The organism is Psychrobacillus sp. FSL K6-1464 (genome assembly GCF_038003145.1).
Lineage (GTDB): Bacteria > Bacillota > Bacilli > Bacillales_A > Planococcaceae > Psychrobacillus > Psychrobacillus psychrotolerans.
The window spans coordinates 1,230,474-1,249,007 of the sequence record NZ_JBBOOP010000001.1 but is presented as its reverse complement, the minus strand read 5'-3'; the positions used below and the strand labels follow the sequence as shown (position 1 = coordinate 1,249,007).

At 36.8% G+C, this 18,534-nt stretch carries 18 protein-coding genes; all 18 read right to left on the bottom strand.

Annotated features, from left to right (window positions below; genetic code table 11):
* Nucleotides 1–72 precede the first annotated feature (72 nt).
* Entirely contained in the window at nucleotides 73–954 is an 882-nt protein-coding gene (gene dprA, locus MKX39_RS05940) for a DNA-processing protein DprA (protein WP_093535176.1), read from the bottom strand.
* A gap of 268 nt (nucleotides 955–1,222) precedes the next feature.
* A complete protein-coding gene (gene sucD / locus MKX39_RS05935; protein ID WP_340768728.1) occupies nucleotides 1,223–2,125 on the bottom strand; it encodes a succinate--CoA ligase subunit alpha in 903 nt (300 codons plus the stop codon).
* A gap of 18 nt (nucleotides 2,126–2,143) precedes the next feature.
* The gene (gene sucC, locus MKX39_RS05930) at nucleotides 2,144–3,304 is read right to left on the bottom strand and encodes an ADP-forming succinate--CoA ligase subunit beta (protein WP_093535180.1); all 1,161 of its coding nucleotides are present in this window, start codon (nucleotides 3,302–3,304) and stop codon (nucleotides 2,144–2,146) included.
* A gap of 116 nt (nucleotides 3,305–3,420) precedes the next feature.
* Nucleotides 3,421–3,720 carry an EscU/YscU/HrcU family type III secretion system export apparatus switch protein gene (locus MKX39_RS05925; RefSeq protein WP_340768727.1) on the bottom strand — a complete coding sequence of 100 codons (300 nt, stop codon included), beginning with the start codon at nucleotides 3,718–3,720 and terminating at the stop codon, nucleotides 3,421–3,423.
* Nucleotides 3,717–5,576 carry a hypothetical protein gene (locus tag MKX39_RS05920; protein WP_340768726.1) on the bottom strand — a complete coding sequence of 620 codons (1,860 nt, stop codon included), beginning with the start codon at nucleotides 5,574–5,576 and terminating at the stop codon, nucleotides 3,717–3,719. Before MKX39_RS05920 ends, MKX39_RS05925 begins: the two co-directional genes overlap by 4 nt.
* Nucleotides 5,577–5,580: 4 nt before the next feature.
* Nucleotides 5,581–6,351, bottom strand: coding sequence for a ribonuclease HII (locus MKX39_RS05915; protein ID WP_340771350.1), 771 nt, complete (start codon nucleotides 6,349–6,351; stop codon nucleotides 5,581–5,583).
* Nucleotides 6,352–6,489: 138 nt separating this feature from the next.
* Nucleotides 6,490–7,341: a ribosome biogenesis GTPase YlqF gene (gene ylqF, locus MKX39_RS05910; RefSeq protein WP_340768725.1), complete on the bottom strand. Its 852-nt coding sequence runs from the start codon at nucleotides 7,339–7,341 to the stop codon at nucleotides 6,490–6,492.
* Nucleotides 7,342–7,354: 13 nt separating this feature from the next.
* Nucleotides 7,355–7,915, bottom strand: coding sequence for a signal peptidase I (gene lepB, locus MKX39_RS05905; protein ID WP_340768724.1), 561 nt, complete (start codon nucleotides 7,913–7,915; stop codon nucleotides 7,355–7,357).
* A gap of 286 nt (nucleotides 7,916–8,201) precedes the next feature.
* Nucleotides 8,202–8,546, bottom strand: coding sequence for a 50S ribosomal protein L19 (gene rplS / locus MKX39_RS05900; RefSeq protein WP_093535190.1), 345 nt, complete (start codon nucleotides 8,544–8,546; stop codon nucleotides 8,202–8,204).
* Between the two features lie 138 nt (nucleotides 8,547–8,684).
* Nucleotides 8,685–9,413, bottom strand: coding sequence for a tRNA (guanosine(37)-N1)-methyltransferase TrmD (gene trmD, locus MKX39_RS05895; RefSeq protein WP_340771347.1), 729 nt, complete (start codon nucleotides 9,411–9,413; stop codon nucleotides 8,685–8,687).
* Nucleotides 9,413–9,931 carry a ribosome maturation factor RimM gene (gene rimM, locus MKX39_RS05890; protein WP_093535192.1) on the bottom strand — a complete coding sequence of 173 codons (519 nt, stop codon included), beginning with the start codon at nucleotides 9,929–9,931 and terminating at the stop codon, nucleotides 9,413–9,415. Before rimM ends, trmD begins: the two co-directional genes overlap by 1 nt.
* A 668-nt stretch (nucleotides 9,932–10,599) precedes the next feature.
* Entirely contained in the window at nucleotides 10,600–10,833 is a 234-nt protein-coding gene (locus tag MKX39_RS05885) for a KH domain-containing protein (protein WP_093535194.1), read from the bottom strand.
* A gap of 14 nt (nucleotides 10,834–10,847) precedes the next feature.
* Nucleotides 10,848–11,120: a 30S ribosomal protein S16 gene (gene rpsP, locus MKX39_RS05880; protein WP_093535196.1), complete on the bottom strand. Its 273-nt coding sequence runs from the start codon at nucleotides 11,118–11,120 to the stop codon at nucleotides 10,848–10,850.
* A 93-nt stretch (nucleotides 11,121–11,213) separates the two neighbouring features.
* The gene (gene ffh, locus MKX39_RS05875) at nucleotides 11,214–12,569 is read right to left on the bottom strand and encodes a signal recognition particle protein (RefSeq protein WP_093535198.1); all 1,356 of its coding nucleotides are present in this window, start codon (nucleotides 12,567–12,569) and stop codon (nucleotides 11,214–11,216) included.
* Nucleotides 12,570–12,582: 13 nt separating this feature from the next.
* Nucleotides 12,583–12,912 carry a putative DNA-binding protein gene (locus tag MKX39_RS05870; RefSeq protein WP_093535200.1) on the bottom strand — a complete coding sequence of 110 codons (330 nt, stop codon included), beginning with the start codon at nucleotides 12,910–12,912 and terminating at the stop codon, nucleotides 12,583–12,585.
* Between the two features lie 111 nt (nucleotides 12,913–13,023).
* On the bottom strand, nucleotides 13,024–14,052 hold the full coding sequence (gene ftsY / locus MKX39_RS05865; RefSeq protein ID WP_340768723.1) for a signal recognition particle-docking protein FtsY: 1,029 nt from the start codon (nucleotides 14,050–14,052) through the stop codon (nucleotides 13,024–13,026).
* 13 nt (nucleotides 14,053–14,065) lie between these two features.
* Complete coding sequence (gene smc / locus MKX39_RS05860) at nucleotides 14,066–17,620, bottom strand: chromosome segregation protein SMC (protein WP_340768722.1); 3,555 nt, start codon at nucleotides 17,618–17,620, stop codon at nucleotides 14,066–14,068.
* Nucleotides 17,621–17,623: 3 nt separating this feature from the next.
* On the bottom strand, nucleotides 17,624–18,382 hold the full coding sequence (rnc, locus tag MKX39_RS05855; RefSeq protein ID WP_093535206.1) for a ribonuclease III: 759 nt from the start codon (nucleotides 18,380–18,382) through the stop codon (nucleotides 17,624–17,626).
* Between the last annotated feature and the right edge of the window lie 152 nt (nucleotides 18,383–18,534).

The window sequence follows — 18,534 nt, the reverse complement described above, 5'->3', positions numbered from 1 at the left end:
CAAAACAAATACCTGTTGCAAAATGTATAACAGTTTTCTTATAAAAGCAAGACTTTTCATTTTTTTGTTTTTTTATTTATTTAACTCTTCCAGTATTTGATGTCCATTCCACACAGGTTTCGCACCTTCCAATATAAGCAAATGCGGTCCTATAGATAGCGGAGAAAGGATAGATCCCGGGATAGCAAAAATCTCCTTACCATTTTCTAAAGCATGTTCCATAGTAGAAACTGTACCACTCTTTTCTGTTGCTTCTGTGATAACTACACCTTGGGAGAGTCCACTTATTATTCGATTTCTCATAGGGAAATTCCACTTTTGTGGAGTTATATACGGAGGATACTCTGTTAATAACAACTGACTTTTCTCCATATCGGTAGCTAACTTAAGATTTTGTTTAGGATAAACGTGAAAGAAACCTGTTCCTAGTACTGCAATCGTTTTTCCACCTAAGCTCATAGTTATTTGATGGGCTAATGTGTCTGCCCCCTTTGCAAGACCACTAATAATCACATACTTTTCTTGTATTAAAGGAGGAAGTATTGCCTTAATACTTTCGGCCGAATAATCTGTTGCTTTTCTCGAACCAATAATTGCTAGTTTCTTAGAGTTCGTAAGTAGTTCTGTCTTACCTTTTAAATATATTACTGCAGGAGGGTCATACAAATCTAATAGACTTTTAGGATAGTTGGGATCAGAAAATAGAATGGGGATAATCGAGTGTTTTTTATACATTTGCAGCATTGGAATTTCGACAAATTCTAGGAATATTTTTTGGAGTTTAATAGCACGTTCGAGGGATATTTTACATAATTTCGCCAATTTTTGCGGGGGAATTTTTTCAAATTTCTCTAGTTCTGGATCATATTCTAATAGAGGAAATAGCTTATTTAATGGTACTGGAAACACATAATGTAAAGCTAAAAAGCGGTTAATAAACGGACTCTTACCCATTGGTTTCCTCCTTTTTTTTGACAAGCGGGAGCGCCTGATTTATAAGTTATTCCTGGTTTAAAACTTTGTGTTGTACCGGATAATACGACACTTTTCAGGCATTCTACATACGCTAAAAGCCCTGAAATATATAAGTTTGATACTATTTCGGGAACTCTGAAGTTGCTCAAGGGAATCCTCACTGGAGTCAGCCTTTAGATGACAGAATAATCAGTTATATTCATTTTAAAAAATACGGCAGCACCATCCGATGCGCCGTACCTCTTTATTAATGTGTTTTACAAGAATCGTAGATACCCGCTTCTTTAATCGCTTCGATTAAAGTTTCACCAATAACAGATGGTGTTGCCGCAACTTTCATACCAGCTGCTTCCATTGCTTTGATTTTTCCTTCTGCAGTACCTTGTCCACCAGAAATAATAGCTCCAGCATGACCCATACGTTTGCCTTCAGGTGCAGTTTGTCCACCGATGAATCCAATGACAGGTTTTGTCATATTTTCTTTGATCCATGCAGCTGCTTCTTCCTCTGCAGTTCCACCAATTTCCCCAATCATTACTGCTGCATATGTGTCAGGGTCATCGTTGAATTCTTTTAGAACATCGATGAAGTTTGTTCCGTTGACCGGATCTCCACCAATACCTACAGATGTAGATTGGCCAATACCTGCATCAGTTAACTGTAGAACAGCCTCATAAGTCAGTGTTCCTGAACGAGATACTACTCCTACATGACCTTTAGTGTTGATGTATCCTGGCATAATACCAATTTTACATTCATCTGCAGTAATAACACCTGGACAGTTTGGTCCAACTAGACGAGTTTTCTTACCTTCCATGTAACGTCTAACGTTAACCATGTCTAGCACTGGGATATGTTCAGTAATACAAATAGTCATATCTAAATCAGCATCAACAGCCTCTAAAATCGCATCTGCAGCAAATGGTGCTGGAACATAAATTACTGAAACATTAGCGCCAGTAGCTTTAACAGCATCTTCAACTGTATTGAAAACTGGTACTCCTTCTACTTCTGTTCCACCTTTACCAGGTGTAACCCCAGCAACGATTTTAGTTCCATATTCTAACATTTGCTTTGTATGGAAAAGAGCAGTTGAGCCCGTAATTCCTTGTACAATTACTTTAGTATCTTTATTAATATATATGCTCACTTTTTGTCCCTGCCTTTCTTATCCTACAAGATTAACGATTTTTTGAGCGCCGTCTGCCATTGAATCTGCAGCAACGATATTTAAGCCCGATTCATTCAATAGTTTTTTACCTAATTCTACGTTAGTTCCTTCTAAACGAACGACAAGTGGAACTACTAATCCTAATTCTTTCGCTGCAATAATAACACCTTCAGCGATAATATCACACTTCATAATTCCACCGAAGATATTAACAAAAATACCTTTTACATTTTTATCAGAAAGGATGATTTTGAATGCTTCTGTAACTTTTTCAGCAGTCGCGCCGCCCCCAACGTCAAGGAAGTTTGCGGGTGATCCGCCGTAATAGCTAATCGTATCCATAGTTGCCATAGCTAGTCCAGCACCATTAACCATACAACCGATATTTCCATCTAAAGAGATATAGCTTAGGTCATATTTTGAAGCTTCAATTTCTTTTGGATCCTCTTCATCGTAGTCGCGCATCTCTAAAATGTCTTGATGACGATATAGAGCATTTCCATCGAAGTTGAATTTAGCATCTAGCGCTAAAACATCGCCATCAGCAGTTACTACTAATGGGTTAATCTCAACGATTGAAGCATCTTTTTCTTTATAAACTTGATATAAACCAAGCATAAATTTAGCTGCTTTGTTCACAAGTTTAGCAGGAATGTTCATATTAAATGCCATACGGCGTGCTTGGAAGCCTGTTAATCCTACAACTGGATCAATTTCTTCATAGAAAAGTTTTTCAGGAGAATTTGCAGCCACTTCTTCAATGTCCATACCGCCCTCTTCAGAGCCCATTAATGTTACACGTGAAGTTGAACGGTCTAAAACTAGACCCACATAATATTCTTTCTTGATGTCGCTTCCTTCTTCGATAAGTAAGCGTTTAATTTCTTTACCTTCAGGACCAGTTTGGTGAGTAACAAGTACTTTACCTAATAATTCCTTCGCGTATTCACGTACCTCATCTAAATTTTTAGCGATTTTAACTCCACCAGCTTTACCACGACCACCTGCGTGAATTTGAGCTTTAACAACGATAACGCTTGTTCCTAATTCTTTTGCCGCTTTAACTGCCTCTTCAGGTGAGAAAGCTACAATCCCGTTAGAAACCGCTACACCATATTGTCTAAGGAGTTGTTTTCCTTGATATTCATGGATATTCATCTTACATCCTCCAATCAAACTTATGTCAAGTAATTTACTACCCTTCTAATTGTATTAAAAGTGTCACATTTTGTCCACAAAAGTATAGCATTTGCGTAATACGACGAATATTCAGACTATGCGTCGGTAGATCTTATAGCATTTCCTTTTTCTTTATCTATTTTGTAAATATAAGCAAAGACCTCTGCTACCGCCTGATATAACTCCTCTGGAATCGATTGGTTTATATCCAATTGTCCGAGAAGTTCTACTAAACTTGCATCCTCTTGTACGGGAACATTAAATTCTTCGGCTCTCGCTAAAATATTTTCTGCTATTTTACCCTTTCCTTTTGCTACTATCTTCGGTGCATCATTAAGATCGGGATTATACGTTATTGCTACAGCTTCTTTTCGAGTATACCTTTCATCTTTCATATACGAATGTCTACTCCTTGTGCATCAAGCGCCTTTGATTTTGCCATCAAAGCCGATGTGATTTTTTGTTCCTCAAAGCTTTTTACGAATACTCCCGAGAGCTGATATCCTACCGATGATAATCCTTGCTTTAATATTTCTTTAAATTTATCAACAACTGGAACTAAATCCTTGTCATTGTTATATAAAGTAATCGAAACGACTCTATTTTGTACTTGCATATCTACAACAGTTTCTTTTAAAGTATCTAGCTGCAAATAAAACATAATCCTAGCAAAATCGGAGTCGATTTTACCGTCTTCTTTCATCCGACCATTCCACTCAAGTGTAGCATCCATTTTTTTACCTAGAAACTCTAAAGGAACTTGCATCAGCAACTGATGTTGCGGCCCATTTTCATTGGATAATATTTGTAATCCATTCATGCGTGCAAGCACTGTTTCTGCACTATCTCTCAATGCAGTAGAAATGGTCTGGTTTTGCATTAACTCCACAATTTGTGGCTTTAATTGAGAAGCTAGTTGTCTTATTTCCTCGCTATTATTTCCTAGTTTTGCTTCATAACCGAATCCTAGAGATCGTAAGACATCTTTTATAGCGTGCTCAAATGCTTTTCCATCTAATTGCTGCATAACTTGTTGCTCTGCTTGAATGACCGTTTGAGTAAGTATATTACTGTTGGCAGGGTTTCTACTTATATTCGTTACATTTTGTAAATTTTGAGTTATAGCTTCTTCCGTAATGCCTTTCCCTAATAACGACACCAAGTGGTCCTTGGGAGTTAACCCGTTTAAATCTTTTGTAAAAATTGCTTGCTGACTTTGCTCGGCAAATACTTTTGTCAATGCATTATTCACTAGCTGAAGTTGATTAGGTTGACTATTATTTTTCAGTAAAGCTATCACTTCATTCTTTTGGGTGGTCGTTAATGAAGATTGTTGACTAACCCAACTACGAACTTGTTCTAACACTTGCCCCTTTTCTGTAGGAGAAGCTTGTTCAAGTTTTAATAACAATTCTCCAGCTGAATTTGCAATTGCCGGCTGACCAGTAATCGGGGTTGGATTCGAAATGCTCGCAGTAGCTGGCAGTGCATTGGATTCCTTTAACGTTTGTAGAATCGGTAAGCGTGATGATAGAGGGGATTGTTGGTTTTGAAGATTTTCTATCTGCTTACCTAGTATCGCTCCAGCAACTGGGCCATTAAATGGCTCTGCTAACTTTTGTATGTTTTGTAGGATATTATTTTTTAAACCTGGCATAACTGTTTGATCCTGCTGTAATTGGGTTTGTAAATTTTGAAGAATATTATGCATTCCATCCGTAGATTTCCCGCTCATTACTGTCTGGAGCATAGTAAAAGTTAAAGGCAGTTTCATATCGACTATTTTTTGGATAGCCTCGAGGGCACCTTTTAACGTTACATCTTTTGGCATTTGTTTTAATAATTGTTCTACTTGTACTAATGTATCTTTAGAAACCGGTAATTGTTGTTTTATAAAAAACTGCACAGCTGCTTGCATTTCAGTTGTTTTTGGTAAGTTCATTGCTTGTAATAATTGTTGGCCTTGTTGTGCTAACGTATTTCCTTGTGTGAGAGGCCCTGTAACTACCTTTAGTTGTAATTCAGGTGCTGATTTCTCTACTTGAAAAAAATGAGAATCCCCAGCTTTTAGTGGAGTCTCTAATTTTGCTATTACTTTTTGATTGCCAATTTGTACTTCGGCAGTTTGGTTTGGATACAATTTTTTAATCTTTCCATGAACTACTTGCCCTTCCTTCATAGGTGCTTGTAAAGAAGAAGTTATCCCGGAAGCTGCAGATGATTGAGTAATTGAAAAAGATGTGGAAGTCACGTAATCACCTCATTCTTAATATTGATTTAATCGGCTCAAATGATTTTCGATGGTGCTGGGTAGGACCATATTTCTCTATCATTTCGACATGTAACTTTGTACCATAGCCTGCATGTTTGTTAAATAAATACATCGGAAATTGCTCATGTAACTGATCCATGTATTCGTCTCGAGCGGTTTTAGCTAAAATAGATGCTGCTGCAATTGCCAAGCTTTTTGCATCCCCTTTTATAATAGAATGCGTTTCGATGTCAATAGGCAATTTCATCGCATCTACTAATACGACATTCGGTTTTTCTTCTAAGTTTAATACAGCTTCTGTCATGGATTGTTTCGTTGCTTCATAAATATTCAACTGATCGATTTTTTCAACTGTTTGAAAGTGTATGCTGTACGCAATTGCATTTTGTTTAATCGCTATAGCTAGCTCATTTCGTTTAGTTCTAGTAACTTGTTTTGAGTCATCTAGGCCTATTAATTCTTTCGTATCATTTCGAAGGATTACAGCAGCTGTGACGACCGGACCTGCCAAAGGACCTCTTCCAGCTTCATCCACTCCCGCTACTAAACTCTTATCCTCCGAACAATAACTTCTATCGAAGGCTACTTTTTCTTCATGTGCCTGACGTTCTACTAGTAATTGTTGTTGTTTTCTTTTCCAACTTGTCCACAGTTTGCGTGCACCAATTCGTTCATCCTGCTCTAACTCCGTTATCCATGTTTCTAAACCTGTAGATTGCTCTAATTTTTCTTTTATCTCTTTTATACTTAACATCTCATTCACATCAGCTTTCTATCTCTTATTCTATGTATCGGCAATAATGTATAAAATTCAACAAATCCACTTCCATCTAACACTCTTTAGAAACGAGAAAACCCTTTTTACCATTTGGCAAAAAGGGTATCAGTAACATTAATATTCTTCCACAAAATCAAACGTTAACCTACCTAGATTTAGATTGCGCACATCTCGAACAACTAGTTCTGATACTTGATCGTAATCTATTTCGGTACCATTTCTATAACATCTTCTTAACTTGCCAATATGATCAAAAGTTTCTACTAAATCTTTGCTTACTTCTGTAATCTGATACCGTTCTTCCATCCGCTTTGGATAGTGGTCCTGCAAGAAGTTTAGACCATATACTGCTAAATCTTCCATATTAATAACTGCATCTTTAATAGCACCAGTTAGCGCAAGCTTATAACCAACTTGCTGATCTTCAAACTTTGGCCACAAGATACCCGGTGTATCTAACAATTCAATTTCTCTTTCTACTTTGATCCATTGTTGTCTTTTCGTAACACCAGGCGTATTACCTGTTCTTGCTATATTTTTCTTGGCAAAACGGTTAATCAGCGTGGACTTCCCTACATTCGGAATTCCAACAATCATTGCGCGAATTGCACGAGGTTTTATTCCTCTATCTCTCATACGGTCCCATTTAGGCTTTAAAAGCTCTTTTGCGGCCTTGAATACAGTTTGTAGTCCTTTTCCCTCTAGAGAGTTAATCGCCACTGCTGGATGTCCTTTTCCCTCGAAATAAGCAATCCATTTTTTAGTCTGCATTTCATCTGCCATATCCATTTTATTTAAAATAAGTAATCGCGTTTTTTGATGGATCACTTCATCTATCATTGGATTTCGAGATGATAGTGGTAATCGTGCGTCTATTAATTCAAACACGATATCCACTAATTTTAAGTTTTCGGTTACTTCTCTTCGTGCTTTGGCCATATGACCTGGAAACCATTGAATTGTCATCGTGCACCTCCTGTTACTTTATAAAACTAATTTCATTCAGAGGCCAAAAAACAATATTCGTATTACCAATAACTTCATCAATAGCGACTAGTCCAATATGTCGACTGTCTTTACTATATCTTCGATTATCACCCATAACAAAAATATATCCTTCTGGGATTATCTCTTCTTGAGTAATCTCTTCTAAAGTGAAATCATCTGTAAGTGTACCTTCTGTTATTTCACTTTTATATTGATCTAAATAAGGTTCAACTACTTCTTCTCCATTAACGTATAATTGATCATCTTTATACTCAACATGATCACCAGGTAGGCCTATTACACGTTTAATATAATTTTTTTGCTCTGGGGCATGGAATACTACTATGTCAAAACGATCTGGCTCACCAACCATATAGCCGATCTTGTTAACAACCATACGATCCCCATTTTCTAATGTGGGCATCATTGATTCTCCGTCTACTACGATAGGTGTGAATAAAAAGAAGCGAATTATCGCAGCTAGTCCAAAAGCAATTAATAAAGCTTTTGACCATTCCCATAATTCATTCTTTTGCTTTTTTGCTTGTTCCATTAACTTGCCCCCTTTGGTTATTCTCTTTATTGTACAAGGAAAACTCTTTTCAAGCAAAAACAAATATCCAATTTTCGTGGAGTTTGTGTGATTTGTTTATTATGAACAAAAAGTAAATACCCTTTTAATGACTCTATTATATGCTCTACGGAAATCAGTAGTATTATCCACCCTTAAATGTTCTTCAAATCGGGTGTTCATGCTACATTGTATAATTTCTTATCTTCAAATAAAAAATGTTGTAGCAAAAGTGGAACCACCTTTGCTACAACATCTACTTTTGCTATTAACGACGTTCTTTAATACGAGCTGCTTTACCACGTAGGTCACGTAAGTAGTACAATTTAGCACGACGAACTTTACCACGACGAGTAACTTCTAAGTTTGCAATTTTTGGTGTATGTACAGGGAATGTACGTTCAACACCAACACCGGATGAAATTTTACGAACTGTGAAAGTTTCGCTAATTCCGCCACCACGACGTTTAATTACAACTCCTTCGTACATTTGGATACGTTCGCGAGTTCCCTCTACAACCTTAACGTGAACACGAACTGTGTCCCCAGGACGGAATGTAGGAAGGTCAGAACGTAATTGTTCTTTAGTGATTTCTGAAATAATGTTTTGCATCATTTTCTCTCCTTCTGTAGAATGCTCTTACACACAGTTGCTGTTGCAGCGGAACACCCAAAATCAGTACTTTCCATAAAAGTACATAATAAAATATAACACACCTAATTACCGGACGCAATAATTATTATAAAATTACTATCCTTTTATTTCTTTTAATAAACATTCCTGTTCCGAGGTCAATTCTATTTTATCCAATAAATCAGGTCTGCGTGTGAACGTTCTATTTAAAGATTGTTGTTTGCGCCATTTATCAATTGCCGCATGGTTTCCAGACATTAAAACATCTGGAACTTTATAACCTCGATATTCAACCGGACGAGTATAATGGGGATGCTCTAACAAACCAGTCGAAAAAGAATCTTTTTCATGCGATTCTGCATTTCCTAATACATTAGGCAGTAACCTTACCACGCTATCTACCACAGTCATGGCTGCTAACTCACCGCCTGTTAATACAAAGTCCCCTATAGAAATTTCATCAGTAACTAGATATTCCCGAATTCGTTCATCGTAGCCTTCATAATGTCCGCAAATAAAAACAAGCTCTTGTTCCATAGCAAGCTCTTCCGCTTTTTTCTGCGTAAAACGCTCTCCCTGTGGACACAAAAGGATAATACGTCTATTTGTCCCTTGACTCGGCGGAAGTGCCTCTATGGCATTAAAAATAGGTTCTGGCTTTAATACCATACCCGCCCCACCACCATAAGGATAATCATCTACTTGATGATGTTTATTCCCTGAGTAGTCTCTAAAATTCACTACATTTATTTCTACTTCATTCTTTTCTTGGGCCTTTTTCAAAATGGATGAGTTAAATACACCAGTAAACATTTCTGGAAAAAGAGAAAGAATGTGAATATTCATCATGACAGTAAACCATCCAATACTTCTATGGTAATTTTCTTATGTTCAATATCAATTGATTTGACTACGTCCTCAATATATGGGATATAGTGATCTTTTTTCCCTTGTTCTGGGTGTACTGTCCATACATCATTAGCACCCGTTTGAATAATTTCCGTTATAGTTCCAATGATTTCGCCATCGGTAGACTCTACTGTACAGCCTATAATTTCATGAAAATAGAACTCATTTTCTTCTAAATCTGAAAGATATTTTTCAGATACCTTTAAAATGGCATTACGAAATACATCTACATCTTTTAACAATGAATAACCTTCAAAAGTTAATAGATCAAAGTTCTTATGTCTACGATGACTTGCTACTTTAACCATAATTGGTTTAGAACCATCCGCTTTATGTAAAGCAAGTTCACTTCCAACCTCGTAGCGTTCATCTGCAAAGTCAGTCGTAGAGATTACTCGAACCTCTCCCCAAATACCATGTGTATTTACTATTTTACCTACATTAAACCATTCCATTAAGATTACCTCCTAGTCAAAAAAAATTTAAATATGCCGTTGATTTCCACTCCGGTCGGACGCTTTCCGTGGGCACGGCTCGAGCCTGTAGTCTCTCCCTCGTGCTGTCCCACTGGAGTCGCCGACCTGCGCTACATTCAACAATAACCACTTAATATAAGAAAAGTTGCATACAATGTCGTATTTTCTCTCTCCAAATAATATAAATTGATCTCTGCATTCTTCATCTATTATTGGATAACATTTTTTAATTTAAAATAATTACAATTGATTTTAATTGATCGCTAAAAATTTGACCAATCTTTTTATTTTAGCGATAAACTATGCCCAATCTTTTAGTGTAGTACTGCACATTAATTAATTGTAGTGCAAGGTGGCGACTCCAGCGGGAAGCGTTAGGCGAAGACCCCGCAGCGAAGACATTGGCCAAACTTTGTTTGGGTAATGTCTTTGCGACGAGTAACCGCAGGAGCATATGTTTTCCAAGCGAGGAGGCTGAGGAAACGCACGCGGAAAGCGTCCAGCTGTAACGGAAATCATGGGATTATTCATTCTAACAAGTTCCTTAAACAATTGTTAACAGGACATTTTTATATACGGAGCTACGCATATACTGAGTATAATGTTTTCTACCTATCAAAAAAGGAAGAACAAATTGTTCTTCCTTTTTAATCTAATATGTCGACATATGTTTTTTTCTTTTGGTGACTGCCTGCTGCTGAGTAAACAATTGTACGAATTGCTTTCGCGACACGCCCTTGTTTGCCAATTACTTTTCCCATATCTTCAGGATGAACAGAAAGTTTATAAACTATACGGTTTATATTTTCTTCTTTTTCAACCTTCACATTTTCTGGATAATCAACTATCGGTTTAACGATTGCTTCGATCAGCTGCTTCACATTGTCCCCTCCGATTATTTGCCGAGTTTTGCGTTATGGAATTTCTCCATAATTCCTTGTTCTGAGAACAAGTTACGTACTGTATCAGATGGTTTTGCACCGTCTTGAAGCCATTTTAACGCTAATTCTTCGTTAATTTTAACTTCAGCTGGTTTAGTAAGTGGGTTGTAAGTACCTACTGTTTCAATTTGACGACCATCACGTGGTGAGCGAGAGTCTGCTACTACAATACGATAGAAAGGAGACTTTTTAGCTCCGATACGTTTTAAACGAATTTTTACTGCCATTTTCATTGCACCTCCGAATAGTTTCACACAAGATAGTATATTATCAAGCTTTTATTTGTTTGTAAAGTGTTTTTTCTTAACACCCTATATTTTTTATTTAAATAATGAGTCTAGACCAGGCATTTTCATCTTTTTCTTGCCTTTTTGTTGCATATTGGTCATTTGTTTCATCATTTTTTTCATATCTTCAAATTGTTTCAGTAATCTGTTTATATCTTGAATAGATGTACCAGACCCTTTAGCAATTCTCTTTTTTCTTGGTCCATTAAGTATCTCGGGAGTTGTTTTTTCCTGCGTAGTCATCGAATAAATGATGGCTTCTACACGATCCATCTGTTTTTCATCTACCTTCGCATTTTCCAACCCTTTGATTTTACCTGCACCTGGTAACATTTTTAGAATTTCATCTAAAGGTCCCATTTGTTTCACTTGACCAATTTGTTCTAAGAAATCATCGAATGTAAAACTTTGCGTACGGAATTTCTCTTCTAATTCCTTCGCACGTTCTTCATCGACATTTGCTTGAGCTTTTTCGATAAGTGACATCATATCGCCCATACCTAAAATTCTAGAAGCCATTCGTTCCGGATGGAAAGGCTCTAACGCATCCATTTTTTCACCCATCCCGACAAATTTAATCGGTTTTTGAGTAACGGAGCGAATAGACAACGCAGCACCACCACGTGTATCTCCATCTAATTTTGTTAAAACGACACCGGTAATACCTATAGCTTCGTTAAAATTATTTGCTACGTTGACTGCATCTTGACCAGTCATTGCATCTACAACTAAAAATACCTCATCAGGTTCTTTAATTGCGCGTATATCTTTTAACTCTTGCATAAGCGTCTCATCAATATGAAGACGTCCAGCAGTATCTATAATAACTACATCGTGATGTTCTTCCTTGGCTTGTTCTATAGCCTGCTTAACAATTTCAACAGGGGAAATATCGGTCCCCAATGCAAACACAGGTAAAGAAAGCTGTTTCCCGATAGTTTGCAGCTGTTGAACGGCCGCTGGTCTATAAATATCCGCAGCAACCAATAAGGGCTTTTTGTTGTACTTTTTACGCAGGACATTGGCTAATTTACCAGTAGTAGTTGTTTTCCCTGCCCCTTGCAAACCGACCATCATAATAACCGTAGGTGGTCTCGTAGAGAAAGAAATTTGACTTTGCTCTCCACCCATCAGTTCGGTCAATTCATCTTTAACGATTTTAACAACCTGTTGACCAGGCGTTAAACTTTTCATCACGTCTTGACCAACGGCACGGTCCGAAACATTTTTAACGAATTCTTTTACTACTTTTAAGTTAACGTCTGCCTCAAGAAGTGCATAACGAACTTCTCTCATCATTTCTTTTACATCAGCTTCAGAGATTTTACCTTTACCTTTAATCTTCTGAAGTGTACCTTGGAGTCGCTCTGCTAATCCTTCAAACGCCATGCACGTTCGCCTCCTAATCCCATTCTTTTAATTGATTAATGAGTTGAATCAGTTCTTTTTCAGATGATTGATCTTCTACAAGAGAAAGTAGTTGTTCCACCGTTTCTTGTCTACGTTGAAATTTGGAAAACAGACTTAGTTTTTCCTCATACTCTTCTAACATAGCTTCAGTTCGACGTATATTGTCATATACAGCCTGCCTTGAAATAGTATATTCTTCTGCTATTTCCCCAAGAGACAAATCATCTAAATAATAAAGTTGCATATAGCTTCTTTGTTTATCTGTTAATAAAGCCTGGTAAAAATCGAAGAGAAAATTCATGCGAGTTGTTTTTTCAATCATTCCCATCTCTCCTTACCATATCAATTACAGCATGGGGTTATTACTTCCCCCATTCGCTAATCACTTATCATACTCTAGTTTAGTAAGAGAAAAGACATCTGTCAAGTAAAATTACTTGTCTGACTCTTTTTCTTCTGCTTCTTCCAAGTCTAATCCATCAGCGAAAAGACCATATACATACTTTTCTGCGTCAAATGGTTGTAAATCATCCATCTGTTCTCCTAGACCAACAAACTTTACGGGAATATGCAGTTTATTGCGTATCGCGAGTACGATACCACCTTTTGCCGTACCATCTAGCTTAGTTAAGACAATACCCGTTACATTTGTTACTTCTTTAAACGTTTGTGCTTGAACAAGTGCATTTTGTCCTGTAGTAGCATCAAGCGCAAGTAGCACTTCATGAGGAGCATTTGGTATTTCACGAGAAATTACACGATGAATTTTTTCCAACTCATTCATTAAGTTTACTTTGTTTTGTAACCTACCTGCAGTATCACAGATTAGCACATCTACACCGCGAGACTTAGCAGCTCTTACAGCGTCATACATAACTGCTGCAGGATCGGAGCCTTCTGACTGCTTAATAACTTCGACTCCTACTCTATCTCCCCAAACTTGCAGCTGTTCGATAGCCCCAGCACGGAACGTATCCCCTGCTGCTAGCATAACGTTTTTTCCTTCCCCTTTTAAACGATGGGCAAGTTTTCCTATCGTCGTTGTTTTACCAACGCCGTTCACTCCGACAAACAAAATAACAGATAAATCACTTTCTTCAAGTTGAAGCTCCGTTACGTCGTCCTCACCAGCATTATAAATTTCTACTAACTTCTCAGAAATAACCGATTGAATACCAGAAGTATTTTTAATATTTTTGCGTTGTACTTCAAAGCGTAATGAATCCATCAATTCTGTAACTGTTTCGAAACCTACATCCGCTTGTAGTAATATTTCCTCTAGTTCTTCAAAAAAGTCTTCGTCCACTTTACGATATTTGGCTACTAGATCATTCACCTTTGATGTAAACTGGTTTCTTGTTTTGGAAAGACCTTCTTTAAACTTATTTGTAATAGAAACTGTTTCTTCTGCTTCTGGAGTAGAACCTAACATTTTTTCTTTGAATTTTTTAAAAAAGCTCATATATAAACTCCTTTTAAGTTACTAATTCCTCTTCTAATTTAACAGAAACTAATTTGGAAATACCAGATTCCTGCATGGTAATACCATATAGGACGTCCGCGCCTTCCATTGTACCCTTACGATGTGTAATCACGATAAACTGTGTATCGTTGCTGAATTTCTTTAAATAATCGCTATAACGTGTGACATTAGCCTCGTCAAGTGCTGCTTCCACTTCATCCAAAATACAAAATGGAACTGGGCGTGTTCGTAAAATCGAGAATAGTAAAGCAATGGCTGTAAGTGCTCGTTCTCCACCAGATAATAAAGAAAGGTTTTGTAATTTTTTCCCTGGAGGCTGAGCCAGAATCTCTATCCCCGTATCAAGTAACGACGTTGGGTCTGTTAATAACAAATCTGCCTGACCACCACCAAATAGTTCTCGGAACACTACTTTAAAATGACGTTGAATTTCATTGAAGGTTGTTTCAAAACGAATGGTCATCTCTTCATCCATTTCTTTAATAACCTCATGTAATGTCTCTTGAGCGGATAACAAATCTTCTCTTTGTTCAGTTAGGAATGAATGACGTTCGTTTACTTGTTCAAACTCCTGAATGGAACTAAGATTTATCGGACCCAATTCTTCAATAGAGCGCTTTAATAATTTAACCTTTTTACGGGCCAAATCCTCGTCCATGTCAAATGGATAATTCTGCTCTGCATCTTCTAATGTCATTTCATAAGTTTCTTCTAAATGATTTTGTAACGTCTTCATTTCTACTTCAATTTTACTTTGTTTTATGTCTAACGTTCGTTCATCCATAAGATGTATATTAGCTTGTTGTTGCAATTGTTTTAATGACAGTTCTGCTTGCAATATTAATTGTGCAAGTTCTGACCGCTTAGTTTTACCTGATTGTATTTGAACGATTAAATACTCTTTTTTCTTTTTATGTTGTTCGATTAGTTCTATTAATTCTTCCGGAGATGTCTCCCCTTGGTCATCATTTTCATACCAAGCGATTTCCTTTTGTAAGGTTGTCACTTTTTGTACACTCACCGTACTAGACTGTTCCAAAAGAACTTTTTCTTTCTCAAGTTGAGATAGTTGTTCATTGACAACAGCGATAAGAGAAAGTAATTCGCCTAACTCATTTTGGAATTTATCTTTCTCTTGCAAAGATTGTTGCTTCAACGACTGTAGTTCATCAATTGTTTTCTGAATAGAAATCAATGACTCGTTAATTTCTTTACTTCTGGCAGCAGTTTGCGCTTTTTTCTGAACTAAGCCTTCATGGAGATGATTCTTTTCTGTTTTTTCTTCGTCATATTCCAATAACTGACTTGTCAATCTAGAAATTATAGCAGCACATTCTCTAGATTCAGAAAGAAGTTTATGCTCTAATTCTCTTAGTTGCTCACCAGAAATTCGAGTGTCTTCTAAATCTATTTTCAAGTCTTGTACTTCTTGTTTTCTTTTAGAAACAGAAACTTCTGCTTCTAAAACAGATTTTTCTAGTTCTACTAGCTTGATATTAAGTTGTTCAAGCTCTGCTTTACGAGTAAATAAAGAAGACTGCTGTTTAACAGACCCCCCTGTTAAAGATCCTCCGGCATTTACTACATCTCCATCTAATGTAACGAAACGGAATTTATATTGCAGTCGAGCAGCCATTTCATTGGCCCCTTTTAAATCTATGGCAATTATAATATTACCAAGAAGATTTTCTACAATAATTTGATAGCCTTCAGAATAATTAACAAGTTTATCTGCTGTATTCACAAAAGATGGATGGTCTTGAATAGAATTGAGTGTGAACTCGTTTATTTTACGAGATTTCATAACCTGGAGTGGTAGGAATGTTGCTCGCCCTACCCTTTTCTTCTTTAACCAATCTATTGCAATTCTAGCATCCTGGCTACTATCCGTAATTATATGCTGAGATTGCGGACCAATAGCAGTATCAATTGCCGTCATATATGATTCTGGTATTTGAATTAGTTCAGCAACTGCTCCGTGAATACCTTTTAGTTCCTTCTTATCTCGCGCAATAAGAACCTCTTTAACTCCTTGGAAAAACCCGGAAAACTCAGATTCTAACTCTTCCAATGAATCTCTTCTTGCTTGCATTTGGTGTTTCATCTGATAGGCTTTTTGAAGCATTGTTTGTTGCTCTTCAAAGGAACCTTCTAGACGTTCTGAAACTTCTCTTTTTGTTTTATAATCCGTAAGCCTTGCTTGTAGATCCTTTTGACATTTTGACAATAACGGGTCTAACTCGTTTTTGCGGATTGTTAGCTTTTCTAATTCGTTTTTAATTTCTTGGTAGTCTGCAACCATTTTTTCTGAAGTAACGAGTTCAAAGTGAAGTTGTTGCTCCATATGTTTCATCTCGTTCTTCATAGTTGCTTCTTCATTTAGCAAATCGATATATGTACTTTTCAACTCTTCAATTTCTTCTTCCATTTCAGAAGCAGATTTACTCAACACATGATCGATTTGAACCTTTTTAGCACGAAGCACTTTAAGTTGAGCTTGTTTATTAGATTTTTCTTTGTTATTCGTTTTCATTTGCTCTTCTAGCGTTTGAACTTTATATCGTTCTTCTGCTAGCGCCTTTTTAAGCTGCGATATTTGTTGACTAGCATTTTGTTGTTTCTCCGCCAAAAGCAGCTTTCTGCCTTCCAAGCGTTCTAATTCAGAACTGGATTCTACTAGTTCACTTTGCTCTGTATCCAACTTTTCATCAATAGCGGTCATTACTTTTCTGTCTTGCTGAATATTTTTTTCCAGCTCGTCAATTTGTAAAAGTAGAGACTGTTTGATGTGCTGAAGTTCGCTTAACTTTGTTTTTAATTCCATATTTTCTTGAACAAAATCCCTTAAATCATGAGCGATAACTGCAATTTCAATATCCTTAAGTTCTGCGGACATCATTAAATAATCGGACGCCAGAGAGGATTGAATCTGCAAAGGCTCCATTCGACTATCCAATTCATGCAAAATATCGAGAACACGATTTAAGTTATCGTCTGTTTCAATTAGCTTAAATTCAGCTTTCTTTTTTCGTTGCTTATACTTTAAAACACCTGCAGTTTCTTCAAAAATAGTACGGCGATCTTCAGGTCGACTATTTAGTATTTCGTCAACCCGGCCTTGAGAAATAATAGAAAACGCTTCTTTTCCAAGCCCAGAATCCATAAATAAGTCCGTAATATCCTTCAATCTGCATGTTTGTTTATTTAACAAGTATTCACTGTCACCAGAACGGAACACTCTTCTAGTCACACTAATTTCCGAAAAATCAAGAGCTACCCGTTGGTCTGCATTATCTAATATCAAGTTCACTTCTGCAAAGTTCAATGCTTTTCTAGAATCACTTCCGGCAAAAATGACATCCTCCATTTTTGCACCTCGAAGAGACTTCGCAGACTGCTCTCCTAAAACCCATCTTATTGCATCTGTAACATTACTTTTTCCACTACCATTTGGCCCTACTACTGCAGTAACTCCTGGAACAAAATCAATTCCAATACGGTCTGCAAAAGATTTAAATCCAACAATTTCTAATCTTTTAAGGAACAATGACTATTCCCCCTGTTCTGAATCCCTTAATGCGAGTATAGCAAGTCTTGCAGCTTGTTGTTCTGCCTCTTTTTTAGAACGACCATCGCCGATACCCAGTTCTTTAGTGTTTAAAATAACCCGAGAAACAAAAGTACGATTATGAGCCGGTCCTTTTTCCTCTACTATTTCATAGCTTAACGTACCAATATTTTGTTGTTGAATAATTTCTTGTAATTGACTTTTATAATCCATCACATGCGAAAAAGCACCGAGTTCGATTTTGGGGAAAACAATTTTTTCTAAAAACTCTATAACTGTTTCTAATCCCTGATCTAAATATAATGCACCGATATATGCTTCAAAAACGTCTGCTAAAAGTGCAGGTCTTTCACGACCGCCCGTTAGCTCTTCCCCTTTTCCTAACAATACATATTTGCCGAAGTTCAACTCATTTGCAAACAATACAAGAGATGGCTCACAAACGATGGCCGCTCGGAGTTTAGTTAACTCGCCTTCACTCATGCCAGTATATTTTTGAAATAAATATTGAGAAACGGACAATTCTAATACTGCGTCTCCAAGGAACTCTAGACGTTCGTTATCGGCAAAAAATTTACGACGATGCTCATTCACATAAGATGAATGGGTAAAGGCTTGATACAATAATGTTGGATTTTCAAATCTTATTTGGAAATGCTCCTGAAACTGCTCAAATTGTTCTTTTACAGTTTCTGAAAAAATTACTCTGCGAATATTATTTTTTTTGCGATTTACTTTCATGAATTATCTGCCTTTCCACTTATCATATGTTCATCTAAGTTTACCCGTTTCTAGCCTAATGTGCAAAAAGAAATAGAGACGTTCTCTTATTCACATGGAATAAGTAGAACGCCTCTGCTACTATTAAATTTTATGTAGTAGACTTCCTACTG